The 25208-nt window shown below is 45.6% G+C and carries 24 protein-coding genes and 1 tRNA gene; 13 read left to right on the plus strand and 12 right to left on the minus strand.

Going from position 1 to position 25208, the window contains the following annotated elements:
- Positions 1 to 57: 57 nt before the first annotated feature.
- From LZG74_RS15575 to LZG74_RS15600, 6 genes are all read left to right on the plus strand, one after another.
- The gene (locus LZG74_RS15575) at positions 58 to 2283 is read left to right on the plus strand and encodes a TonB-dependent receptor domain-containing protein (RefSeq protein ID WP_233797466.1); all 2226 of its coding nucleotides are present in this window, start codon (positions 58 to 60) and stop codon (positions 2281 to 2283) included.
- 11 nt (positions 2284 to 2294) lie between these two features.
- Positions 2295 to 2864, plus strand: a complete 570-nt coding sequence (locus LZG74_RS15580) for a helix-turn-helix transcriptional regulator (RefSeq protein WP_233797467.1) — start codon at positions 2295 to 2297, stop codon at positions 2862 to 2864.
- Positions 2865 to 2893: 29 nt separating this feature from the next.
- On the plus strand, positions 2894 to 3130 hold the full coding sequence (locus LZG74_RS15585; protein ID WP_233797468.1) for a heavy metal-binding domain-containing protein: 237 nt from the start codon (positions 2894 to 2896) through the stop codon (positions 3128 to 3130).
- 20 nt (positions 3131 to 3150) lie between these two features.
- On the plus strand, positions 3151 to 3492 hold the full coding sequence (locus LZG74_RS15590; RefSeq protein WP_233797469.1) for a heavy-metal-associated domain-containing protein: 342 nt from the start codon (positions 3151 to 3153) through the stop codon (positions 3490 to 3492).
- Positions 3493 to 3508: 16 nt separating this feature from the next.
- Positions 3509 to 4945: a hypothetical protein gene (locus LZG74_RS15595; protein WP_233797470.1), complete on the plus strand. Its 1437-nt coding sequence runs from the start codon at positions 3509 to 3511 to the stop codon at positions 4943 to 4945.
- An 88-nt stretch (positions 4946 to 5033) separates the two neighbouring features.
- Positions 5034 to 5777, plus strand: coding sequence for a class I SAM-dependent methyltransferase (locus LZG74_RS15600; protein WP_233797471.1), 744 nt, complete (start codon positions 5034 to 5036; stop codon positions 5775 to 5777).
- A gap of 26 nt (positions 5778 to 5803) precedes the next feature.
- Here the strand turns inward: LZG74_RS15600 and LZG74_RS15605 are convergent, their stop codons facing one another.
- Complete coding sequence (locus tag LZG74_RS15605) at positions 5804 to 7195, minus strand: MBL fold metallo-hydrolase (protein WP_233797472.1); 1392 nt, start codon at positions 7193 to 7195, stop codon at positions 5804 to 5806.
- A gap of 95 nt (positions 7196 to 7290) precedes the next feature.
- Complete coding sequence (locus tag LZG74_RS15610) at positions 7291 to 8676, minus strand: MATE family efflux transporter (RefSeq protein WP_233797473.1); 1386 nt, start codon at positions 8674 to 8676, stop codon at positions 7291 to 7293.
- Between the two features lie 362 nt (positions 8677 to 9038).
- Between LZG74_RS15610 and hflX the strand changes: the two genes are divergently transcribed.
- The 3 genes from hflX to LZG74_RS15625 all read left to right on the plus strand — a co-directional run bounded on the left by hflX (position 9039) and on the right by LZG74_RS15625 (position 11934).
- Positions 9039 to 10274 (plus strand): GTPase HflX, encoded by a 1236-nt coding sequence (hflX, locus tag LZG74_RS15615; RefSeq protein ID WP_233797474.1) that lies wholly within the window; start codon positions 9039 to 9041, stop codon positions 10272 to 10274.
- A 46-nt stretch (positions 10275 to 10320) separates the two neighbouring features.
- Positions 10321 to 10392 (plus strand) — tRNA-Arg (locus LZG74_RS15620).
- A gap of 345 nt (positions 10393 to 10737) precedes the next feature.
- Entirely contained in the window at positions 10738 to 11934 is a 1197-nt protein-coding gene (locus LZG74_RS15625) for a L,D-transpeptidase family protein (RefSeq protein ID WP_233797475.1), read from the plus strand.
- On the opposite strand, the gene LZG74_RS15630 is transcribed toward LZG74_RS15625, so the two are convergent.
- The 3 genes from LZG74_RS15630 to LZG74_RS15640 all read right to left on the minus strand — a co-directional run bounded on the left by LZG74_RS15630 (position 11892) and on the right by LZG74_RS15640 (position 14887).
- Positions 11892 to 12668, minus strand: a complete 777-nt coding sequence (locus LZG74_RS15630; protein WP_233797476.1) for a murein L,D-transpeptidase catalytic domain family protein — start codon at positions 12666 to 12668, stop codon at positions 11892 to 11894. The genes LZG74_RS15625 and LZG74_RS15630 overlap by 43 nt on opposite strands.
- Before the next feature lie 166 nt (positions 12669 to 12834).
- Positions 12835 to 13692, minus strand: coding sequence for a prephenate dehydrogenase (locus tag LZG74_RS15635; protein ID WP_233797477.1), 858 nt, complete (start codon positions 13690 to 13692; stop codon positions 12835 to 12837).
- A 37-nt stretch (positions 13693 to 13729) separates the two neighbouring features.
- Entirely contained in the window at positions 13730 to 14887 is a 1158-nt protein-coding gene (locus LZG74_RS15640; RefSeq protein WP_233797478.1) for a pyridoxal phosphate-dependent aminotransferase, read from the minus strand.
- A gap of 141 nt (positions 14888 to 15028) precedes the next feature.
- Between LZG74_RS15640 and modA the strand changes: the two genes are divergently transcribed.
- The 4 genes from modA (at position 15029) to LZG74_RS15660 (ending at position 18131) form a co-directional block, all read left to right on the plus strand.
- Complete coding sequence (gene modA / locus LZG74_RS15645; RefSeq protein ID WP_233797479.1) at positions 15029 to 15781, plus strand: molybdate ABC transporter substrate-binding protein; 753 nt, start codon at positions 15029 to 15031, stop codon at positions 15779 to 15781.
- Positions 15782 to 15830: 49 nt separating this feature from the next.
- The gene (gene modB / locus LZG74_RS15650) at positions 15831 to 16505 is read left to right on the plus strand and encodes a molybdate ABC transporter permease subunit (RefSeq protein ID WP_233797480.1); all 675 of its coding nucleotides are present in this window, start codon (positions 15831 to 15833) and stop codon (positions 16503 to 16505) included.
- Positions 16486 to 17379: an ABC transporter ATP-binding protein gene (locus LZG74_RS15655; RefSeq protein ID WP_233797481.1), complete on the plus strand. Its 894-nt coding sequence runs from the start codon at positions 16486 to 16488 to the stop codon at positions 17377 to 17379. The genes modB and LZG74_RS15655 overlap by 20 nt, the downstream gene beginning before the upstream one ends.
- A gap of 74 nt (positions 17380 to 17453) precedes the next feature.
- Positions 17454 to 18131 (plus strand): SGNH/GDSL hydrolase family protein, encoded by a 678-nt coding sequence (locus LZG74_RS15660; protein WP_233797482.1) that lies wholly within the window; start codon positions 17454 to 17456, stop codon positions 18129 to 18131.
- Positions 18132 to 18236: 105 nt separating this feature from the next.
- Here LZG74_RS15660 and LZG74_RS15665 read toward each other — a convergent pair whose 3' ends face one another.
- The 7 genes from LZG74_RS15665 to thrA all read right to left on the minus strand — a co-directional run bounded on the left by LZG74_RS15665 (position 18237) and on the right by thrA (position 25147).
- Positions 18237 to 19358: a C1q-like domain-containing protein gene (locus tag LZG74_RS15665; protein WP_233797483.1), complete on the minus strand. Its 1122-nt coding sequence runs from the start codon at positions 19356 to 19358 to the stop codon at positions 18237 to 18239.
- A 170-nt stretch (positions 19359 to 19528) separates the two neighbouring features.
- Positions 19529 to 20428 (minus strand): sugar phosphate nucleotidyltransferase, encoded by a 900-nt coding sequence (locus tag LZG74_RS15670; protein ID WP_233797484.1) that lies wholly within the window; start codon positions 20426 to 20428, stop codon positions 19529 to 19531.
- Between the two features lie 125 nt (positions 20429 to 20553).
- Entirely contained in the window at positions 20554 to 20880 is a 327-nt protein-coding gene (locus LZG74_RS15675) for an iron-sulfur cluster assembly accessory protein (protein ID WP_233797485.1), read from the minus strand.
- Positions 20881 to 21001: 121 nt separating this feature from the next.
- A complete protein-coding gene (locus LZG74_RS15680; RefSeq protein ID WP_233797486.1) occupies positions 21002 to 21931 on the minus strand; it encodes a homoserine kinase in 930 nt (309 codons plus the stop codon).
- A complete protein-coding gene (locus LZG74_RS15685) occupies positions 21928 to 22320 on the minus strand; it encodes a HEPN domain-containing protein (protein WP_233797487.1) in 393 nt (130 codons plus the stop codon). The genes LZG74_RS15680 and LZG74_RS15685 overlap by 4 nt, the downstream gene beginning before the upstream one ends.
- Complete coding sequence (locus LZG74_RS15690; RefSeq protein ID WP_233797488.1) at positions 22317 to 22655, minus strand: nucleotidyltransferase domain-containing protein; 339 nt, start codon at positions 22653 to 22655, stop codon at positions 22317 to 22319. Before LZG74_RS15690 ends, LZG74_RS15685 begins: the two co-directional genes overlap by 4 nt.
- A gap of 35 nt (positions 22656 to 22690) precedes the next feature.
- Positions 22691 to 25147: a bifunctional aspartate kinase/homoserine dehydrogenase I gene (gene thrA, locus LZG74_RS15695; protein WP_233797489.1), complete on the minus strand. Its 2457-nt coding sequence runs from the start codon at positions 25145 to 25147 to the stop codon at positions 22691 to 22693.
- Between the last annotated feature and the right edge of the window lie 61 nt (positions 25148 to 25208).

Consider the following 25208-nt stretch of genomic DNA (forward strand, 5'->3'; position numbering starts at 1 on the left):
TTCGCTCTGGCGAAGGATCGCACCGCTTTTCTTTTGTTTCAATGAATTAAATGAACCATGCTTAAATATCTGACGGGAGGATTCTTCTTTCTTCTTTCTTCCGCGCTATTCGCGCAACGTATAACCGGCTCAGTCAATGAGCAGGTGCCCGGTAGCAAAGCGCTCAAACCTATTAATGGAGCGAATGTTTACTGGTCCGGAACAACCCAGGCCACGGCTACGGACACCATTGGCCATTTCAATATTCCGCGATCGGCGCAGTCCAACTTACTGGTTATCAGTTTCGTTGGATTCCGGAATGATACAGTTACAATAGGCGCTGAAAACGATTTGCAGGTGGTTTTGCAAAGCGACCAGACCTTGAATGAGGTTGTGGTTCGTGGCAACACGTCAACGATCGACAGGCTTTCGCCGCACCAGACCGAGATTATTACCACCCGTGCACTGGCCAAAGCGGCCTGCTGTAATTTGTCCGAAAGTTTTGAAACCAATGCTTCGGTTTCTGTTTCCTATGCCGACGCTGTTACCGGCTCCAAGCAAATCCAGATGCTGGGATTGAACGGAACCTACATTCAGACCAACATTGAAAACATTCCTTCTATCCGTGGGCTGGCTTCCACTTTCGGGCTCAATTTTGTGCCGGGAACCTGGATTCAGTCGATTGATGTGGGTAAAGGCGCGGGTTCTGTTGTGAATGGTTATGAATCCATGACGGGCCAGATCAATGTTGAAATGCAGAAACCGGACAGCCGCGAAAAGCTTTATTTAAACACTTATCTCAATAACTTCGGTCGCGCGGAAGTGAACCTGAACCTGGCAACACAACTAAATGAAAAGTGGAGCACGGGACTGCTGACGCACGCCAGCACATTGCGCAACCGGGTGGATAATAATAAGGACGGATTCCTTGATATGCCGCTTTATACACAATATAATGTGGTAAACCGCTGGAAATATCAGAGCGAAAAAGTGATGGCGCAGTTCGGTGTAAAAGCTTTGCATGAAGATCGTTTGGGTGGCCAGAATGGCTTTAAAAAAGAGATGAAAGGCTCCAATAATATTTACGGTTTTGGCGCCAAAGTGAACCGTTACGAGTTCTTTTCCAAAATCGCACGGTTGTTTCCCGATAAGCCTTACAAAGGATTGGGTTTCATCATGAATGCCTCTCTGCATGATTCCAAGTCATTTTTTGGAATGAATAATTATGACGGAACACAAAAAACGCTGTACGGAAATCTGATCTATCAATCGATCATAGGCAACACCAATCATTCTTATAAAACCGGTCTGAGTTATCTGCTGGATAACTACAACGAACTTTACAAGGACATCCGGCTAGCCAGAAACGAGTCGGTTCCAGGGGCGTTTTTCGAGTATACTTACAATAATCTGGATAAGTTTGTCCTCGTTGCGGGCGGCCGAGTCGATTTCCATAACCTTTACGGCACGCAATGGACGCCGCGCCTGCATTTGAAATACAACCTAACGGACCAAACCACGCTTCGGGCCTCGGCAGGAAAAGGGTTCAGGGTTGCCAATCCGCTGGCAGAATATTACGGTAACCTGGTAAGTTCGCGCACTGTCCAGTTCCGCGAAAGCATTCGTCCCGAAGTTTCCTGGAATTACGGCGCAAGTGTTACGCAGGAGTTCAAGATGGGCGATATGAGCGGGAATTTTATCATGGATTTTTATAGAACAAACTTTGAAAACCAGCTTGTAGCCGATATGGAAGATCCGCGTTACATCCGGTTTTATAATCTGGAAGGCGATGCTTACGCCAATAGTTTCCAGGCAGAGGCGAACTTGACACCCATTAAACGCCTTGAATTCAAGCTTGCTTACCGGCTTTTTGATGTAAAACAAACCATTCGGAATGTATACGACGAAAATGTGTTGCTGCCGAGAATGATGGTAAGCCGCGATCGGGTGCTTTTCAATGCCGGATATGCGCTGCCTTATGACAAATGGAAGTTTGATGCAACTATGCAATGGAATGGAAAACGGCGGATCCCGTACATGGGCCACGTTGACGAGCACCACGTTCCCGACAACCTGACATCGACAATGTCGCCGTCATTTTACAACTTCAATGCACAGGTTACGCGTACATTTCCCAAATGGGACATTTACCTTGGCGGAGAAAACCTGGCCAATTTCCGTCAGAAAAACCCGATTATGGGCGCTAATGATCCCTTCGGACAGAATTTTGACGCGGGAATGGCCTGGGGGCCTGTGGTAGGACGAATGATTTATGCGGGAATACGTTATAAAATAGTGAGATAATTGAGCGCGTTATGAAACTGCATATAAAAAACATGGTTTGTGATCGTTGCAAACGGGTAGTCCGGGAAGATCTGGAAAATCTGGGCATTGCATTGCAATCCGTTGAGCTGGGCGAAGTTGAAACCGCAACGGACATTGATAATCAACTGCTTACTAAGGTAAAATCCACATTAGAAGCAAGTGGATTTGAATTACTCGACGACCGCAGGCTGGCCATTGTGGAGCACATTAAGACCCTGATCATTGAGGAAGTGCAATTTTTAAAAGGCCATAAACCTGAGCAGCAGAATTTTTCCGATTATTTGTCTGAAAAAATCGGTTACGAATATTCTTATCTGAGCAACCTTTTTTCCTCCGAAACCGGGCAGACCATTGAACAATACATTATCGCCCAGAAAACGGAAAAAGTGAAAGAATGGCTTTCCTATAATGAGCTGACATTGAGCGAAATGGCGTGGCGACTGTCATATAGCAGCCCGGCGCACTTAAGTAATCAGTTCAAAAAGGTGACCGGGATGACGCCCGGAGCGTTCAAGAAAAGCACTTTGGGGAGAATCACGCTGGACAAAGTAGGACATTAGAACAAACATTAAATAAACCTTCAATGATCATGAAAAATATCCTTTTTGCCTCGCTATTATTCCTTTTTGCTGCTTGCGGAGGAAACAACGAACAGACCGGGAAAGCAGAAACTGAGTCAATGGCCACAGCTGAGAAAAAATACGCATGCCCTATGCAATGCGAGGGAGAAAAAACCTACGCGGAAGCTGGAAAATGTCCGGTTTGCAAAATGGATTTACAAGAAGTAGCGATGGCAGAAACAGATTCTGCGGAACACAATCATTGATCACTAAAACATTCAAAATCATGAAAACTACCATTCTATCCTTATTAATAGCACTTTTTGCCAATATAACATTGGCTCAGGCCGACGGCGACAAGCAGATCAAGATCAAGACTTCTGCGATTTGTGAAATGTGTAAAGAACGCATCGAGCGCAATCTGGGGCTTTCCAAAGGAGTAAAAGAGTCCAATCTGGACCTGAAAGACAAAGTGGTTACGGTGAAATACAACCCAAATAAAACCACCCCGGAAGCCATTAAAGCGACCATTATCAACACGGGTTATGACGCCGATACGCAGGTTGCAAACCAAAAAGCACACGATAAGCTGCCAAGCTGCTGCCGGAAAACAGCTGCTGCACATTAATCAAAACCACTTCGTCATGAGCAATAACAAATTGAAAATGCTGGCAATAGCCGGCATAATGGGCACCGCCTTCCCTGTGCTCGCGCAGCACGAGCATCATCAGGAGCCCAAAAAAGATTCAGCGCAGCATGCCGGGCATGATATGAAGGGCATGGATCGCAAAACCATGAAGCACGACACTGTTGATCACAGTAAGATGGATCACAGCAAAATGGATCATGGCAATATGCAGCATGACTCCGGGCATATGACGCACAGTTTTTCCCTCAGTCTTCCTATGACGCGGAATGGCTCGGGAACAGGCTGGCAACCCGATGCAACCCCGATGTACGCTTATATGAAGCACTCGGATAAGTGGAATTACATGTTGCATGGAAGTGTTTTTCTCCGCTACACGGCCCAGAATTTCAATAATGATGGCTTGAAGGGGTCAAAATCAAAGGTTAGCGTGCCAAACTGGTTCATGGGCATGGCGCAACGGCAGGTTGGCAAGAATGGCCTGCTAAATATCCGCGCGATGGTGTCACTGGACAGGTTATTTGACGGAGGTGCGGGTTATCCGCTTTTATTTCAATCCGGTGAGACCTGGAAAGGCGAGCCGCTGATCGACAAGCAACATCCGCACGACCTTATTTCCGAACTTTCCGTTGCTTACACGCAAAGGCTGAACGAAAACATTGACCTGACGCTTTACGCGGGCTATCCGGGCGAACCAGCATTGGGGCCAACCGCATTTATGCACAGAATGTCCGCTTTCAATAATCCTGATGCCGTTTTGGGGCACCACTGGCAGGATGCAACGCACATTACATTTGGAGTTGTAACGGCAGGAATCCGGCTCTGGAAATTCAAGCTGGAAGGCTCGTCCTTCACCGGTCGTGAGCCGAATGAGAACCGGTTTGACTTCGATAAGCCACGTTTTGATTCGTACAGTTACCGGTTAATGTTCAATCCTTCCGTAAACTGGGCGTTGCAGGTGAGCAGGGGTTTTATCAAAAATCCTGAACCATTGCACGGCGGTGAAAACGTGGACCGGACAACGGCTTCGGTGCAGCATTCGACTAATTTGAGTGGAAAAAACAGGTGGATTTCTACTTCCGCGGTTTGGGGGTTGAATAAGGCAGGCGGCCACGAAAACGAACATGCTATTTTACTGGAATCTAATCTGCAATTGGATAAATGGGCGATATATGGTCGTTATGAGCGGGTTGAGAAGAACAGTAATGAACTGGGGATTGTATGGTATGACCGCATTGAGAAAAACAAATTTCCGGTTTCCATGTTCTCACTTGGACTTAACCGCCAGATCGCTTCCTTCCAGAACACCATTTTACAAGCCGGCGCTCAATTGGGGGTTTACTCCATTGACAATATACTGAAATCTGTTTATGGCAACACGCCGCTATCAGGACAGGTTTACCTGCGCATAACGCCCGGTCTCATGCGTATGTAATGTGCTGCGTTACCTATATTTTCGAAAAGCTGCCAGTCATCCTGGCGGCTTTTCGTAGTTTTGCGCTTCAAAATTAAAGAACGCTCCCGTGGCTTGGTATCGCAATTATTTCAAAGGACTTCCGCAACGCGCCTGGAAACTGCATCAGGATGAAGAATACACCGATTATGAAGTCGATTTTTTGCGGGATGTGCTTGAAATAACCAATGGAAGCAAGGTTCTGGACATGCTGGCGGGTTACGGACGTCATGCTGTTCCCTTGGCTGAGGAAGGTTGCGCAATGACGTGCGTTGACATTTCCAGTGAATATTGCGATGAATTGAAGGCCGTCGCCAAAAAGCAAAAACTGCCCTTGACGGTTATTTGTGACGATGTGCTGCAATGTGATATTGAGGCAAATGCATTTGATGCAGCTTATTGCATTGGAAATAGTTTCAGTTTCTTCCCAAGGGCTGAAATGCAGCAATTTATCTCAAAAATGGCAAATGCTGTCATATCCGGCGGTCACATTGCTATTCACACCGAAAATCTCGCAGAAAGCATTCTGCCCAACTTCCAGACGCGTAACTGGATGCCTGTGAAAGAAGACATTATCTATCTGGCCGAAAACGATTACCGGCCTGAAGAAGGTTATATCGCCGCCGAGCAAACATTTATCTCCGGTTCTGAAAAAATAACGCACACAGTCCGTCAACACATTTTCACCCTGTCAGAAATCATCTACATGTTCGAAACCGCCGGTTTACAAGTCGTGGGAACATTCGGAAACCTGGAAGCCGATCCATTCACATTGGGCGACGAACAGCTATATCTTGTCGCCAGGAAGCTTTGAGGTAGGTGGCAATTTTTGCATCAAATTTAAACCCCTTGCAAAACGGGTACGTTTGTCTTTTCTACTGCGCCGAAGCCTCCTTCGATGTTGATGACGTGATCGATGCCGCGTGATTTTAGGATGGAGGCGGCTATCATGGAGCGGTAACCTCCTGCGCAATGTATGTACAGCGTTTTGTTTTTGGGAAATTCAGCCATGAGGTCGTTAATGTAGTCTAACGGCAGATTTTTGGCCCCGTCAATGTGCCCGGCTTCGAATTCAGCTGGCTTTCGCACATCGATCACTTCGGGACTTTCTGCATTATAAACCTTTTCAAAAGCATCAGCAGAAACATTTTCAACAGAATCAACCTCTTTTCCAGCCTGGACCCAGGTCTCAAAACCACCATTTAAAAATCCGATGGTATGATCATAACCAACTCTTGCCAGGCGTGTTACCACTTCCTCTTCCATTCCCGGCTCCGTTACGATCAATAGATTTTGCTTCAAATCCGGAATTAATGCGCCTACCCACGGAGCAAAACCGCCCTGAATACCAATGTTGATAGAATTTGGAATAAATCCTTTGGAGAAATCCTCCGGCTTCCGCGTATCCAGAATGAGCGCGCCCGTGTTATTAGCCTTAGCCTCAAACGCTTCTGCAGATAATGCCTGATCACCGCGTTCGAGCACGTCGTCAATGCTTTCGTAGCCGTCCCGGTTCATTTTTACATTCTCAGGGAAATACTTCGGAGGTTCGGGCAAACCTGCGGTCACTTCTGCGACGAACTCCTCTTTGGTCATATCCGCCCTTAATGCATAATTGAACCGCTTTTGGTTACCTAACGTGTCGGAAGTTTCCTTGCTCATATTCTTTCCACAAGCGGAACCTGCTCCATGTGCGGGATAAACGATGATATCATCAGGCAAGGTCATGATCTTCGTTCGTAGACTTTCAAACAGCATTCCCGCAAGGTCGTCCATATTCAGGTCACCTTTTTGCGCAAGATCCGGACGCCCTACATCGCCGATAAACAATGTATCACCGCTGAAAAGCGCAGTTGGCTTTTGATTTTCATCGAACAGCAGATAACTCGTCGATTCCAGCGTGTGACCCGGCGTATGCAATGCTTTGATAATAATGTCACCTAATTTAAACTCTTCATTATCAGCGGCGATGTGTGCCTTAAATGCAGGATTTGCATTCGGTCCGTAAACGATTTCCGCTCCCGTCTTTTCAGCCAAATCCAAATGTCCCGAAACGAAATCGGCATGAAAATGGGTCTCAAATACATACTTGATTTTCGCACCGATTTTATTGGCCTTTTGAATGTAAGGCTCCACTTCGCGCAAAGGGTCAATAACCGCAGCTTCGCCGTTTGAAACAATAAAATAAGCGCCCTGAGCCAGGCATCCGGTATATATCTGTTCTATTTTCATGAAGGATAATTTCAGTTTATCGATACGAAGTTAACCAAAAGGCAGTTGTTTTCGTTTCTGGGCGGGGATCGAATGCACCATCCCCGCTCAGTATTTCACACTTTAACCAGCTTCCATTTACCCAGCCTGAACCGCCAGATCCCCAGCAATGCCAGAATGGATTCCGCAAATGGAACCGAGGCAAAAACGCCGATCGGGCCGAAATTCATCATAACGGCAAGCACATACGCAACCGGAATTTCAATCGCCCAAAAACAGATCAGGTTCAGGACAGTCGGCGTTTTGGTATCCCCTGCCCCATTCAGCGACTGGATAACGACCATTCCATAGGCATAGGCAGCATAACCCAGGCATAGCACGCGCAATGCCATTTTGCCTGTGGCAATAACCTGTGGATTAGGGCTGAACAGACCAATAAGTTGCTCCGCGCCAATGAACATTAAAACGGCCAGGCCCAGCAGAAAAATAAAGTTGTAAGACGCACACTTCCATACCGATTTCTCCGCCCTATCCGGCTTTCCGGCCCCCAAATTCTGCCCCACAAGCGTCGCAGCAGCGTTAGCAAGCCCCCAGGCAGGCAATAATGTGAACATAATGACGCGAATGGCAATGGTGTAACCTGCTACCACGTCGCTGCCGAATTCGGACAAGATACGCGTCAGGAAAATCCAGCTCGCGGAACCTATCAGAAACTGGACGGTGCCTCCCGTGGCCACTTTTACAATCGTCGCGATGGTTTTGGGATCAGGACGCAGATCGGCCCATAGCAAGCCGAGCGATTTTTGTGCTTTTGTCAATGAAAATAACTGATAACCAACGCCAATAGACCTTCCTAATGCCGTGGCGAGGGCCGCGCCTGTTACGCCGAGTTCAGGAAATGGCCCAAGTCCGAATATCAGCACCGGGCCCAGAATCATGTTAAAGCAATTAGCAACGATCAGTGACCGCATGGCGGTTGCTGCGGCACCGGCGCCTCGCAATGCTCCGCTCAGGGAATAAAGCAAAATGACGACAGGGCTGCTCAGAAACTGAATTCTTGCAAAATCTGTCCCGAGTTCGATCACCTTTGCATCTGCACCCATGATCCGCAGAATATCGCCCGCAAACCATGTCCCGACCGTTGCAGTAACTGCCGAAATAGCCAAAGAGATCACAATAACCTGCCCCACCGCATGCCTGGCGCCATTCGTATTGCCTTCGCCAACGCGACGTGCAATGGTGGCCGTTGCAGCCGTACTCAAACCAATGGCCACAGAATAAACCAGCGTAATCACAGATTCAGTAAGCCCGACAACCGCCACAGCTTCTGTACTCACTTTTGAAACGAAAAAAATGTCAACAACGGCGAAAAGCGACTCCATGACCATTTCAAGGATCATTGGGACGGATAGTAGAAATATAGCACGGTTGATGCTTCCTTCGGTAAAACTTTCTTCGGAGCCACGAATAGCCTGACGAAGCAGTTGAAACCACTTTTTCATGGATGAAATAAGATTGAAATAAAATAAGAATTGAAAGTGACTAGCAAAAGTCACAGAGAACAGTCCGGTGGCCGGCAGTCCGGTGGGAGAATCTCCGCAGACGGACCAGGAAAAGGCTTGTGGTTATTGTAAACCGGGGATGATCACCAACATATTTCGCAGAATTTGGGCAAATATACAAAAGTGCTTTTCTATTATTCAAACAAAATAATGGATTAATTCAGATGTAAGTGTAATTTCACGGCTTGGGCGGGGTGAACTTTTGCTTTCGCCAAACCGTTGCCATTCTACTCTTTCCTGCAAATTTTGGTATAAAAATTGAAGCATCGGGCAGGAAAGGAAATACCATTAAACAACTCTTCATGATTGATAAAAAGAAATTATACTCAACAGCCGAAAAACCGGAAACTGCTGTGCTTGTGGCTGTTAGTACACAAAAACAACCGGCTGAAAAGACAAAGGAATACCTGGATGAGCTTGCTTTTCTGGCGACAACATTGGGCGTGGAAACGGTTAAGACATTTACACAAAATCTGGAACGAGCTGATATCCGCACCTACACCGGAAAAGGAAAATTGGAAGAAATTCTGATTTATGTGACTGCGAACCCTGTGGACATGATCCTTTATGATGATGACCTTACGCCGTCACAGGTGCGAAATCTGGAAGCTGTTTTCAAAGACATTAAAGTGATTGACAGGAGTTTACTGATCCTGGATATTTTTGCGATGCGGGCACAAACTGCGCAATCAAAGTTACAGGTTGAGCTGGCCCAGTATCAATATATGTATCCGCGATTGACACGCCTGTGGACTCACTTAAGCCGCCAGTCTGGGGTTGGTGTGGGTATGCGCGGGCCTGGTGAAACGGAATTGGAAACGGATAGACGTCTGGTAAAAGACCGGATCGCGTTCCTGAAAGAAAAACTAGAAAAGGTTGATCGTCAAAGCACTACGCGCCGCAAGGAACGAGACCGGCTGGTGCGTGTTGCCATTGTGGGTTATACCAATGTCGGAAAATCAACATTGATGCGCGGACTTTCGAAAGCAGATGTCTTTGCAGAAAATAAGCTGTTTGCAACCGTTGATTCCACAGTGAGAAAGGTGAATATGGAAAACATTCCATTTTTGCTGACTGACACCGTTGGTTTCATACGCAAATTACCTACTCTGCTCATTGAATCTTTTAAATCGACTTTGGACGAGGTTAGGGAAGCGGATATTTTGCTGCACGTGGTAGATATTTCGCACGCTTCATTTGAGGAACATTTGGATGTGGTAAACAAGACATTGGAAGATATTGGCGCTGCCAACAAGCCCACTATTCTTGTTTTCAATAAAATTGACCTTTATAACCCGACATTCAACGCGGATAATGATGAGGGCCAGGAAATTGAGCAGACAGAAAGTGTTCTGGACCAATTGAAAAAGAGCTATATAGCCGATAAGGCGGATCATGTTGTGTTTATTTCGGCTGAAAAAAAGGAAAATATTGACGAGTTGAGAAACACATTATTTTCCATGGTGAAGGAAAAACACTTCTCAATTTATCCGAACTGGCTCGATTTGGGATACACAGCAGTAGAAGCGGAGGAATAATCATTTGTAATTCAAATGATTTTTTGCCAGTTTTGCACCCCAATTCGACTGCGTAGTTCAACGGATAGAATAGGAGTTTCCTAAACTCTAGATATGGGTTCGATTCCCGTCGCGGTCACGAAAGCCAGGCTTATGTCTGGCTTTTTTGTTGAATAGGAGTTGTCGATTGCGACCCCAGCCTAAACTCTAGATATGGCCGGGCGGCCGGTGCCGTTCGATTCCCGTCGCGGTCACGAAAGCCAGGCATAAGCCTGGCTTTTTTGTTGTCACACCTTGGCTGATCTTACGCCCGATAAGTCACCGCTTGTTGTTACTAAAATTCCCCAGGGTTCGAGTCCGCAATGTTGTCCTGCGTAGAAAAACATAACTTAAATCTTCAAATCGTAGGACTTTTTAAAGTTCATGGCGATGTGAATTCTTAGCATGGCAATTGCATAGAAGCCTTTAACTAAATTACAACACAATGCAAATGCTCTCTGGCTTGGGCCGCACCCGTTATATCCCTCTATTGATTTTATTTACGCTTGCCATCCTGCAATCTTGCAAGAAGAACCCCAAGGAAATGTCCCGGGAGCAGCTGGAAAAGGAATTGAGCGACAAAAAACATTACGAAAAACTGCTGGAATTCGGCAAAAGTGCCGGGATCAATGTTGAAAAATTCGCTGCAACCGGTGAACAAGCGCCCGTTTTTGCCTTGCTGGAAGAAGCCGGATTTGGGCATAAACCCAACCTGCGCTATACAGAAAAGAAAGTTAAGGCAGACACATTACTCCTTCGCGAAGCTGCGGAAGCGCTTGTGAAGGGCGAGTCGGTGGACAAAGTGATGAAAGGATTGGAACCGGTGTATCCTGTTTATAACAATCTTAAAATACACTATGCCAGGCTATTAAAAGAAAACAAGCAAGACAGCGCGGCCATCGTTGCTGAGACGTTGAATGCTTATCGCTGGATAAAGCGGCAGTCCCAAGGCGCTCCACGGTTCGTTATGGTGAATATTCGCGGTGCATATCTTGCCGCCATGGATTCAGCCGGACAGAATGTGCTGCGTATGCGTACGGTGGTAGGTAAAAGCGACACGCCGACACCTACGATGGACACATATGCAACGAGCATCGTGACACACCCATACTGGAATGTGCCGAAAAGCATTGCTATCAAGGAAATGTTCCCGAAAGCGGCAAGTGATCCGGAATACTTGTCCCGAAATCGAATTGAAATAATTGACAATAAAGGCCAGGCGGTAAATCCGGAAGAGATTGATTGGGAAGAACTAACAGCCGAAAAATTCCCCTATCGCTTTCGTCAGGAGACCGGTGAAGACAATTCACTTGGTTTGCTGAAAGTGGAGATTAAAAATCCACTGGCGATTTATCTGCACGACACCAATGCAAGATATCTGTTTAAAAGTAATTCGAGATGGAGAAGCCATGGCTGTGTACGCGTGCAGCAACCCACCGATCTGGCCAACTATATGGCTGGCACCAAGCTGCTTGACAACGATTTCATGACCGAGCCTGACACGGTGTCGACCCCGCCGAAATGGCACAAATTAAAAGCAAGAATTCCAGTATTCCTGCTTTATCTGGGTGCGGATTGCAATGAAAAAGGGGATTTGCTTTACTTTGAGGATGTATATAAAAGAGGATTGCCAAAGGTGTGATCCAGCTTATCCAATTTCAGGCCTGATAATAGAGGTGAAGCCTTAACATATTGCTGATCAGCAGAATAGATAAACAATCCTGCGCCATTGCAAAGCATGCTGATTAGTTTTTTAGAATCCAGAATAGATACAGCAGGACATCCAAGGCTTCGGCCCAGGCGACCTGTGTTTTTGATAAAAGACTCACTTACATAATCCGCCCCATGCATAACGATCGCCCTTTCCAGTGCGCGGTCGTTAATGCCTTTTTCAACCCCTTCCAGCCTAAGCGAAAGCCCATGCTTACCCGTGTAAGTCCCTAATGTTTTATAAAAACCCAGGCTGGATTGATATGATGAATTATCATTCGAAAAACGCTTTGCAAACTCATCACCGGAATTTCTGCCGTGCGCAACGTATGTGTTAAGCAACACCTTTCTCTTTATCAAATCAATTACGTAAAGCCTCTTGTTACGCGAAGACTGGCTAAAATCGGCAATCGCAAGGATCGGATTAGCCAGATTCATTTTCTGAAAACCATACCATGCGTAGTAAAATGCAGCCTCTGAAAGGCCCTGTTTTTTCAAGCCCAACGAATCGTAAAGACTTGCCCATTGCGGCTTGGCAAGGGAATCTGGCTTAATTTTTATGGAATCGGAAGTTGTGGAATCGTTAAGTGTATCAAATTTTTGGAACCCGAAGGAAACACCAAGCGCAATCATTACTGCTACTAATACTGCCTGAGCTTTTGTCATTTCTAATCGTTTTATTGAAAAATCTAATTATTATCGATTGAGAGAGGAGGTAAAGATACCCTTTGAAAGGTGCATGTTTAACAGCCCGGCGCGTATTAATGGTTCCTAAAATACAAAAAACAGCTCATAAGAAGCTGTTTTTCAATAAGTTAAAAATATGATATTTTTATTTTTTCTCAATTCCGGCTAAAACGCGTCTGATGTCATTTGCCTTACTCATGAAGTCCAGACTTGTTTCCAGATCGTGCTGATCAATAGCATCCTTGAATTTTTTCAGCAGCTCAATGTAGTCTCCCAATGCTTTTGACACATTGGTTTTGTTCTGATCAAAAATAGGCGCCCACATTTGCGGTGAGCTCTTAGCAAGCCTGACCGTGGATGAAAAACCGGTGCTTGCCATGGCAAAAATCGCTTTTTCGTCCTTTTCTTTATCCAACACCGTCAATCCGAGCGCAAAAGAACTGATATGGCTCAGATGTGACACGTAAGCCAAGTGCAAATCATGTTCAGTCGGCTGCATATAATAGATCTTCATGCCGACGTCGCGCAGGAAAGTTTCAACCAGGCCAAGTGATTCAGCATTGCTTTTTTCCTTATCACAAATAATGACGTATTTATCTGTGAGCAACTCTTTAAATGCAGCACCAGGTCCGGAATTCTCTGTTCCTGCCATTGGATGTACGGCAACGAATTGCGCACGTTTCGCATGCGCGTCTGCAATTTGACAGATCGCCTCTTTTGTCGAGCCAAGATCCATGATAGTCCGTCCTTCCGGCAGATGATCCAGCATATAAGGCAAAAGCTTATTAATGGCGTCAACAGGGGTTGCCAGCACGTTCAGCTCAGAAATTTGCAGCGCAACATCGAGTGTAACGATTTCATCTACAATGCCTTTGGCCAAAGCAATTTTTTGATTTACCAAAGAATTATCAACGCCTACAAACTTAACATTCGGATATTTTTCGCGCAGGCTCAAAGCGAAAGAACCGCCCAGTAAGCCCACTCCTATTATACTAAGTATCATTTCGATTCAAAATAAATAAACACCAATAAATTGAGGATTAAGCCTTTATGCGATCCACTGCTTGCCAGATACGCTCTTTCGGCATGCAAAGCGATAAGCGGATGTAACGCTGTCCTTTCGGCCCGAAGATAAAGCCAGGCGCAATGAACACATGTTTTTCAACCAAAAGAGCATTCACCAGCGACTCCGCCGATTCAACAGAATCCGGCAATTTGCCCCATAGGAACATGCCTTCCTGCTTACGATCCCAGGTGCAGCCAATCGTTTCCAAAATGGCCTCAGCGGCTTCTAACCGGCCCTGATATACCGCATTGCGTTCCTGATGCCACTCGTCCGAATTATGCAAGGCCGCAACAGCCGCTTCCTGCATCGCCCAAAACATACCTGAATCCACATTACTTTTAATGGTAAGCACAGCATTAATGTAAGGCTTAGCCGCTGATAACCAGCCCATTCGCCATCCCGCCATATTGTGCGACTTGCTCATGGAGTTAAGCTCAATCGCAACCTCTTTCGCTCCTGCAACGGATAACAAGCTGATCGGTGTCTTTTTATTTAAAACCAAACTGTAAGGATTATCATGGCAAAGCAGAATCTTATGCTTTGTCGCAAATGCCACAGCCTCTTCGAACAACGCTTGCGTTGCAGGCGCTCCAGTAGGCATATGCGGATAGTTTAGCCACATGATCTTGGTTTTCGTCGTTACTAATGCTTCCATCGCGGTCCAATCTGGCTGCCAGCCAAAATCTTCGCGCAACGGGTATTCCTTCACAACCGCACCCACCATTTGACTAACGGCCCGGTAAGCCGGGTAACCCAGCTCAGGAACGAGTACTTCATCGCCTGGATCAAGGAATGTCAGAGAAATGTGCGTAATGCCTTCTTTTGAACCTATTAAAGGCAATATTTCTGTTGCAGGATCGAGTTTAACGCCGTAAGTGTGATAATAGAAATCTGCGATTGCGTTCCGATATGCAGGCGTGCCCACATAAGGCTGATAACCATGCGCTTGTGGCTTCTGAGCCGCCTCAGACAAGGCTGTTATTGTTTCAGACGAAGGCATCATGTCCGGGTTTCCAATCCCCAGATTAATGACATCATGACCTTCTGCAATCAGTTTGCGAACTTCCGCGAGCTTCACCGAAAAGTAGTATTCGGAAGTCTGCTTGGTACGCTGGGCAGTATCTATAATCATTACATTGTTATTAATTACACTTTTAAGAACCCGGTTTCCCAGCTGTGATTTCAGAGCCTGCGCTTGAAATGGCGCGCAATTTACGATTTTTAACGCAATGGGAAGCAATGATCATTTGGGGTTTATCCATTAAATTGCAACATGAATATTCAGCGTTTTTTACTGCTTTTTTCGGTTTTCCTGGCGGGTTGTTCCAAACCTTCGGAGAAAATTATTGTGGCTACCGCCGCCAACGTGCAATATGTAATGAAGGAAATTAAGGCGGAATTTGAAAAAGAAGCCGGGAAGGAAATTGACATTGTGGTTGGTTCTTCCGGCAAGCTCACCACCCAGATCCGCGAAGGCGCACCGTTTGATGTTTTCGTTTCGGCCGATACAAAATATCCGGAGGAGATTTTCAAAAATGGCGGTTCGGCAGAAAAACCCAGAGTCTATGCATTAGGATCATTGGTCTTATGGTCAAAAAACATTCCAAAATCTGATCTAAACATTGATTCACTAGCAAACGATAAAATCAAGAAAATTGCTGTCCCTAACCCGGAAACGGCACCTTATGGGAAGGCCGCTATTCAGATTTTGAAGTCAAAAAATTTGTTTGATAAAATAGAAAAAAGGCTCGTTTTCGGCGAAAGTATCGCCCAAACTGCCCAATACATTACGTCCGGCAATGTTGAAGCAGGTTTCAACGCATTATCGATCGTCCTATCACCCGAAATGAAAGATAAGGGCAACTACATTATCCTGGATTCGGCCGATTATAAACCCATAGAACAAGCAGCCATCCTCCTCAATCACAGCGAGGATTCTCCCAAAAAAGCAACCAGCGAACAATTCTATAAATTTCTATATTCCAAAAAAGCGAAAGCAATCTTCCAAAAATACGGCTACAAATAGAGGACACCCATTCGCTCATTCACTCATTCACTCATTCACTCATTCAAAATTGAACCCCGAACCCCTCTGGCTCACCTTCAAACTCGCAACGATCACTTCGCTGATCCTGCTGGTGCTTGCATTGCCATTGGCGTACTGGCTGGCGTTTGGGAAGTTCAAAGGGCGTGGGATCATTGAATCGCTGATTGGCATGCCACTTGTGCTGCCGCCGTCTGTGATTGGATTTTACTTGCTTTTAGCATTCAGTCCCTCTTACTGGTTCGGTGCCTGGATTGAAAGTATTTTTGGGTTGCGGCTCGTTTTCAGCTTTCCGGGCCTTGTTATTGCCTCCGTGCTTTATAGTTTACCATTTATGGTTTATCCCATACGCGCAGGCTTGCAGTCGCTTCCGGCATCATTGCGCGAAGCATCTTATACATTAGGTAAAAATGAATGGGAAACATTTTTCAAAGTGCTTTTGCCAAATTGCAAGCCGGCCATATTAACTGCATTTGTTATCACATTTGCACACACCGTCGGCGAATTCGGGGTTGTGCTCATGATCGGCGGTAACATCCCCGGCGTTACCAAAGTCGCTTCTGTGGCCATTTACAACGAAGTGGAAGCGCTGAATTATGGCGCCGCGAACGATTATGCGATCGTGCTTTTTGCAATTACATTCGTTATTTTGCTGTTGGTCTATTCCATTAACAACCGCCTGCTCCGTGTCCGACAGCCTTCTTGACCTCCACATCAAGCACACTTTGCAAACTGTGCATGGCAAAATGCCGATGGAAATTGCATTATCGCTTCCGAAGGGACGGATTTTATCCATTACAGGACCATCTGGTGCAGGTAAAACAACATTATTAAGGCAAATCGCCGGATTACTAACCCCTGAAACAGGCAAAATCACATTTGGCAACCAAGTATGGCTTGATAGCGCAGCGCAAAGATCTGTTGCTCCACAACTCAGGAATATTGGTTTTGTTTTTCAGGACTATGCCTTATTCCCGCACCTTACGGTTGAGGAAAACCTCCTTTTTGGTTTACCGAAAGGCAGCGATCGCAGCATTGTCGATGACCTGCTGAATGCCACAGAACTCTCCAATCTGGCAATACGGAAACCCAACCAACTTTCTGGCGGTCAGCAGCAACGCGTAGCATTGGCCCGAGCACTGGTGCGGAAGCCGGATTTATTGTTGCTGGACGAACCGTTTGCAGCTCTGGATTATGATATGCGCTATCATTTGCAGGATATGCTGTCGAAATTCCATCGCCAGCACAATCTCACCATGATCATCGTCACACACGACATTGGTGAAATATTCCGTCTGGCAGATCAGGTGGCCATTATTGAGAACGGTAAAATTTTCCGCCAAGGAACTCCCGCCGAGGTTTACGCAAACGAGCAGTCAAAAACGGAGGATTTTGTGATCTTTGGAGAAGTGCTTAGTTGTATAAAACAAGCGGATCAGCTGCTGGTAAGTGCGCTGGTTGAAAACAAAGTCCGTCAACTGACATTGCCGCTGGATCTGGCGCCGGAAATGATTCCCGGCAATACATTTACATTGCATTACCCGATGGATGCGGCCCGCGTGACGTTGATCAGGCATTAAGAATCCAAATGTCGCTAAGGGTAATTTTAAAAGCTGGCAGTCTTTTTTCCAAAAACCATTTTTATCCATTCTATATGCGGGTCATTTTTAAATTTTTGCAGGTTGCCATTTTCATTCTGCCCCTGATTGCAATGCGTCAGGACAAGCCACTTCGCGTGATATTTTTTGGAGATTCTATCACACAGGCCGGCGTAGGGCCGACGGGTTACATCACCAAAATGAGTGAGATGCTCAAATCGAAGGGTCAGGACAGCCAATATGAACTCATGGGCGCCGGAATCGGCGGGAACAAAGTATATGACCTGTATCTGAGACTGGAAGACGATGTTCTTTCGAAAAAACCCGACGTTGTCTTTATTTACGTAGGAATCAACGACGTATGGCACAAGACATCATCAGGAACCGGAACTGATCCCGACAAATACGTGAAGTTTTATGAAGCATTGATCAAAAAAATGAAGGCGCAAAACATTCGCGTGATCGTATGCACGCCAACCGTGATAGGCGAAAGAAATGACGCTTCCAACCCCCAGGACGGCGACCTGAACCAATATTCCAAACTAATCCGCGAAATCGCCACCCGCAACAGCCTACAACTATGCGACCTAAGAAAATCCTTCCAGGATTACCTGGTTCAAAACAACCCTGAGAATAAGGAAAAAGGCATTTTAACTTCGGATAGAGTGCATTTAACGGATGATGGGAATAAGTTTCTGGCGGAGCGGATGATGGAAGCGTTGGTGCAGAAGTGATTTTTAGAATCTGTGAATGTAAATATCTGTGAAAGCAAAAAAGACCTCTTAGGAGGTCTTTTTTACGAGTGAACAAAAACATCAAATCATATATATATACAATCGTTACTGTCTCATTACAAGACGGCCGCTAAAATGACTTTTTTCATTTTCATTCATTATTACTAAGTTGTCATCTTTGAAGCTTTCAACTTCAATATGGATCATATCGCCCTGGAGAAGTTGGAGATCCACAGACGAAGTTGTTGTCCCATATATAGTACTTGTAAAATCTACACTTGAAACCGACGTTTTTGTTCCTCCTCTCGTTCTAATAAATCGCGTAGTTGTGGCATAGACATCATTATACGATGTGAACCATAATAGCGCTAAATCAAAATGATAGATTCCGCTTACCGGAGCAATAAATGTGCTGTGAGGTGAACCTTGGATATTATTATAATTCAATCCTAAATCATATTCTTCGGTTGCAAATGCAACTTTTACAACAGCTCCTGGTGGAACATTTTGACTACCATTCATAGGAATTCCACTCGCTCTAAAAGCCACATTACCATTAACATTATCCCAAGTAGCATTCCCATTCGCATCAGAAGTAAGCACTTTCCCGGCTCCGGGAGATTGTCCCGGACCATGGATTTTTATTGGTCCGCTAACTTCCAGTGCAGTCCCGTTAGTATTAGCTGCCGCAGCGAGAACCCCTCTACCACTTGAACTTGTGTTCCCAACAACACCAGTGCCATTTACAGTAGCACCTCTCATGGCAATAGCATTAACAGCAATCCCACTTATCGCAATAGAAGAAGAGTTTCCATCATTGTTATTAATAAGAAATAATGGGCCGTTGTGGGTGACTAACTGGGAAAATGGCAACGCTAAATTTGCAACTCCTCCGCCTACTAAACTCCACGCCGGATTAGCAGCTGTTCCGGCATTGTAATAGAAGCCCGTTTTTCCTAATCCCGCATTTATATTGTAGACTAGTAGTGCCGTTGCCGGATTCGGAACAGTCGCATTATCAGAGAGAGATTGTAATGAAACACGAGGAATTAATAAACCCTTATCCGTCCCCACAATCTCGAGAGCAGCACTTGGATCCGGTGTAATCGTATTAATACCGACATTTTGAGCCAAAGCGATTTGACTGATGAATATTGATAGTGTTATAAGTGTCAACAGATTGCAGTAATGATCCTGCATATGCTTTTTTAGTAAGGCTAACATCATTTCTTGTCAATTTTGGGTGAATCATTTAATAGTTTGAAGACCCAATGTTGTTACGAGAAATGAATGTTCACCAAAGCGATGAGCCTCCGGTGGGAAAGCGTTAGTTTACGGTAAAACAAAAAAGGAGCCGTTTTTGAGACGACTCCTTTTCATTAATCAATGATCTACTTTTACTCCCAAAGCTTCTCCGGATAAACCCCAGCCTCATGCAATGCATTCAGCGAGGCCTGAACCGTTGGCTTATCTTCCGGGTAAGTCACCCCAAACCAGTCGGAGGCGATGCGGAAAACGCGGCAGTCGCCCAGGCCGTTTTTGATGATATGGGTCATGACGGTTGGGATGTAGAATTCAGCTTTTGGCGTGTTAATATTCTCCCTTGCATATGTTTCAAACAAGTCTTTCGTGATTGGAAACATGCCCGGTTTGAAACCCCAGAAATTCATGGAAACAGGGGTTTCCGGTGCCACTTCTGTTTTGATGTCATTTTCTTCGAAATAGATTTTTCCACCTTCTTCGAAAATTTTGGTGCGTTCCACAACCGATTCGAGGTTATGATCGGCTCTTTCCACGCAAATGCCGCGGGAAACGGTGCCGTTTTCGGATAATGTGCGTTTCAGCTCGTAACCGATCATGGCGTGCTGCTTATCATTGGTGTCGTTGGTCAGGAAATCGGCCATGGTGGCGAAAGCGTCGCGACCATAAAAATCATCTGCATTGATTACTGCAAAAGGTGTTTCAGTCTGCGGCCAGGCGCACAATGTGGCATGCCCGGTTCCCCATGGTTTTACGCGTTCCACCGTTCCCAAATCCTCAGGAACATATGACTGAATGCCTTGGATGGCGAAATCGTAGTCAATTTTACCTTTCAGTTTCGGCGCAAAAATCGCTTCGGCACTGTCTTTAATTTCCTGGCGAACGATAAAAACTACTTTACCAAAACCGCTGCGAATTGCGTCGTATAGTGAATAATCGATGATTGTCTCCCCATTTGGGCCAAACTGGTCTAGCTGCTTGATGCCTCCGTAACGGCTACCGATGCCGGCAGCTAAAATCAAAAGAGTTGGTTTCATTCAAATTGTTTTAATGTGTATGTCTGCTACTTGAAGCGGCAAATTAAGGCCATTCAGGACTATAAAAAAAACGCGTCCGAGGATTTCAGAACGCGTTTGAAAAATAAAATATTTTAAGAATATCGTTAAACCGCAAAGCTTTCACCGCAGCCACAGGTGCGGGTTGCATTGGGGTTTACAAATTGAAAGCCTTTACCATTTAAGCCATCTGAAAAATCTAGTATCGTTCCGGCCAGGTAAAGAATGCTCTTTTTATCAACAATAATTTTGACACCTTTATCCTCAAAAACCATGTCCGTAGGCTTCGTTTCAGAGTTAAACTCCAAATTATAAGTCAAGCCTGAACAGCCGCCTCCCAGCACACCAACGCGGATCTGGTAATCCTCAATATGTCCGTCCGCATTGCGGAGTTCAACAATTTTATCTTTGGCGCTATCACTTACAGTAACCATGCTATTTCTAAGTTTTGTATTCGTAAATATTTAACGTCTGAAACAAATAAGAAAGTTCACCAGTCCGTCAGAGTTCTTTTCAATTTTCGCAATGTGCCTCTGATCCGATTTTCAGAAAGCATTATAATATGGATGCACCGTTTTTATTGATGGCAGAAACATGCATACTGGCTTCAATTCCGGCGTCCGCAAATTTCTGTTGCATAGCCCGACCTGCACTTTCCGCGTTAGCCTTTCCCATGCTCAATGCAAACATAGAGGGCCCTGAGCCCGAAATGCTGCATCCCAATGCTCCGTTTGCAATGGCTGATTTCTTAACTTCGTTAAATTCAGGGATTAAAATGGACCTTACGGGCTCAATGATGACGTCGACCATAGACCTGCCGATCAACTCATAATCAGATTTCATCAAACCCGCCACCAACCCGGCAACATTGCCCATTTGAGCGATCGTGTTTTTGAGCGACACTTCGCTGCGCAGGATAAAGCGCGCATCTTTTGTATTAATCTCAATATCAGGGTGAACCAATGTACAATACAAATCATCCGGCACAGGAATCGTAAAGATATCCAACGGATTGTAGCTCCTGATCACCACAAAACCACCCAAAAGCGACGGTCCGACATTATCGGCATGCGCCGATCCCGAAGCGATTTTCTCACCTTCCATTGCAAAAGGCAGCAATTCCTGACGCGTCAGCGGGTTACCCAGCAGCTCGTTCATCGCAACAACTCCTGCAACTGCACTCGCCGCGCTGGAACCCATTCCACTTCCCAGTGGCATGTTTTTATTTAATACAACCTCAACGCCGAAGTCTTTGATGCCTAAATGCTTCAATAAATGCAACATAACAACGGTCACTGCATTTTTCTCAGCATTACGCGGCAAACGGCCTTCATCTCCTGTAATTTCAGTAATGACAACGCCCGGCTCGTCCCGTTTTTTAATCTCCACCACATCTCCCGGCGCCTCAATAGCAAACCCGAAAATATCAAAACCACACGCAACATTAGCCACCGTAGCCGGCGCAAAAGCTTTTATTGAATTCACTTTAAATGGTTGTTTTGCTTTAAGTATTGTAGGACCGCATTCCTAAATTTCTCTGCATCTGCTAAGGATTCCTCTGCTTGCTCTTTAGAAACGTCATCATAGTCATAGTCGCCAAACTGCCTCTTATCGAAAGACCTTCGCAAATATTGACTGAACGAGATATCAAACCGACCTGTCTTTATGAAGATTTCGCGGAATTTATTATGGGCTCCTACATGCGTTTTCGTTCCTACACTTTCAATCAATAACAGCGCTTGGATTGAATGATAAATAGTATAATAGGATCGATTTATTACTGCTTCAAAATGATCCTCCGTCATAGAGTGCTTGGCGGTGTCCAGGAATTCATCAACCTTTTTCCAAATTTTAATAAGTTGCACATTACTCATAGTTCAATTCCCTCTCTTAATACGTTCCTCCCAAGCGGAGTTCCTTGGGAAAAAAGTTTGCGATTAGTATAAGGGATTGCTGAAACGGACATCAAATATTTTAGTGATAAATCAGAAGTAATCGGTGACACAAGGCTGATTTCTTCATACGAGTTGACATTCTCATCATTTAGTACAATCATATAGTCAATGTCAGATTCTTCGTGAAAATCGCCTCGTGCATAAGATCCAAAAAGAATAACCTTATCTAAACGATCACCATAAAATTCCGCAATCCGGCTCACAAACTCTTCTGTCAGCTCCTTAATTGGTTCCGGGACTTTCCTGTTACTCATAGCTTTGGCTGATTAAACATCACAATTTAAATCCTTTACCCCAAATAACTACTAATACTCATGATATCCGCGAAGACGCCGGAGGCGGTAACTTCGGCGCCGGCCCCTGGGCCTTTGATGACGAGTGGGCGGTCTTTGTAACGTTCCGTCGTGAAGGAAACGATGTTGTCGCTTCCGGATAAGGTATAAAACGGATGCTGGGCGTCGACGGTTTTAAGCTCAATGCTGGCTTTTCCGTTTTCAAGCGTGGCAATGTAACGCAGCTTTTCATGCTTAGCTTCCGCTTCTGCCTGCATGCTTGCGAAGAAACCGTCAGAAATTTCAAGCTCCTGGAAAAAAGCATCGACTGTTGGCGCATTCAGGCAGTTTCCTGGCAAAATGGCTTTGATCGTAATTTCCTCGGCTTCCAAAGGCACACCTACTTCACGTGCAAGAATCAATATTTTCCGGCCTACATCGGCTCCGCTCAAATCCTCCCGCGGATCGGGTTCTGTAAAACCTTTCACCTTGGCTTCACGCACCACATCTGCAAAACGAAACCCGGGACCGAAATTGTTGAAAATGTAAGATAGTGTTCCCGAAAGGATTGCTTCAATTTTAAGAAATTTATCACCGCTGGCCATCAAGCCCTGAATGGTGTTAATGATCGGCAGACCTGCGCCTACATTGGTCTCATACAAGAACTTAACCCCGCGCTGCAATGCGGTCCGCTGCAACGATACATACTCAGAGTAAGTGCCGGAATTGGCAACCTTATTAGGCGTTACCACGGAAATACTCGCATCCAGCAACATATGATAATACTGCACGATGTCCTTATCCGAGGTGCAATCCACAAAAACGCTGTTGGGCAAGTTGAGCTCGATCATGCGCTGCACGAATGCGGGCAGGCTCGTTTTCACACCCTCATCCATCACACGGTCGCGCCAGTTTTCCGGGCTGATGCCGTCCGGATCGAGGAGCATTTTTTTGGTGTTGGTCAAACCTGCGATGTTCAGGTTCAGCAGCTTTTCTTCTCTTAAATAGGTTGTCTGGTTCTTGATCTGGTTCAGCAACGTGCCGCCGATCAGGCCCATTCCAACAATAAACAAGTTGAGCGAACGCGTTTCTGACTGGAAAAACACGCCGTGGATGGCATTAAGCGCCTTGGAAAGGTCACTTTTGGCAATTACCACAGATATATTAAGCTCAGAAGAACCCTGCGCCGTGGCCACAACATTAATCCCGTTTTTGCCCAAAACAGAAAACAGCTTACCGGAAACACCCGTGCTTTTTTTCATTCCTTCACCCACGATCGCGATGATAGAAAGGCTTTTTTCTATGGCAATGCTGTCAATATGGCCCAAGGCAATCTCAGTAGCAAATTCTTTTTCAAGAACTTCCGTCGCTCGCTGGGCATTTTTTGGATCAATAGAGAAACAGATCGAATGTTCAGACGAAGCTTGTGAAATCAGGATAACGCTGATCGCATTGTTAGAAAGTGCGGTGAATAGTCGGCCGGAAATCCCTGCCACACCAATCATCCCGCTTCCCTGAATGTTCACCAAAGCAATCTCGTCAATTGAAGAAATCCCGGTTATTGCATAGTCTTTTCCATTCGCGGCTTTTTGCACATAAGTCCCTTCAAAATCAACATTAAACGTGTTGAGCACTTTCAATGTGATATTCTTGGCAAATGCAGGCTGCAAACTCGGCGGATAGATCACTTTCGCGCCAAAGTGGGAAAGCTCCATCGCCTCGGAATAGGATATGGACGGGATTGTAAATGCATTGGCAACCTTACGCGGATCGGCGGTCATCATGCCGTCTACGTCTGTCCATATTTCAATGGAATCGGCATCCAGCGCTGCCGCGATAATAGAAGCTGTATAGTCCGAGCCGCCGCGGCCTAATGTGGTTGTTACGCCTTCTGCTGTGGAAGCAATGAAGCCTGTAACACATTGTAAAGCAGCCGTTTTGGCGAAATATTCGAGGATCTGGCGGTTTGTGATCTCAAAGTTCACATCGCCCATCCCGTAAGTTGCATTGGTATGAATGATCTGCCTGGCGTCGCAGAATTCGGCGGTTACGCCTTTGCTTTTCAGGATTTCGGTAATGACCAGTGTGGATAGACGTTCGCCGAAGCTCATGATCAGGTCCAGCGTTCGCTCTGAAAGCTCTTTGATCCAGGAAACGCCCCTTAATATGTCTTCCAGTTCGTTAAAAAGCCCTCTTACCGCGGCAAATGTGCTGCTTTGGTTCTTTACCGGAATCAGGCCGCGCACAACTGCAAAGTGCCTTTCCTCAACCACTTTCAGGAATTCCATATACTCAGGATTTCCCGCAGCAGCCATTTTACCGATCTCGATCAACCGGTTGGTAACACCGCCCATGGCAGAAAAAACGACCGCAATACGCTCCCCTTCCGCCAGGTTTTTTTCAAGGATACTGATTACTGTTTTAATGCTGTCTACCGAACCGACAGAGGTGCCGCCAAATTTAAGAACCTTCATTTAAAGCTATATTCGAATACGCAGATGATCAATAGTTCGCTGCCACCGGGTTTGAACCGAT

This window comes from Dyadobacter sp. CY327 (assembly GCF_021390415.1).
Classification (GTDB): domain Bacteria; phylum Bacteroidota; class Bacteroidia; order Cytophagales; family Spirosomataceae; genus Dyadobacter; species Dyadobacter chenhuakuii.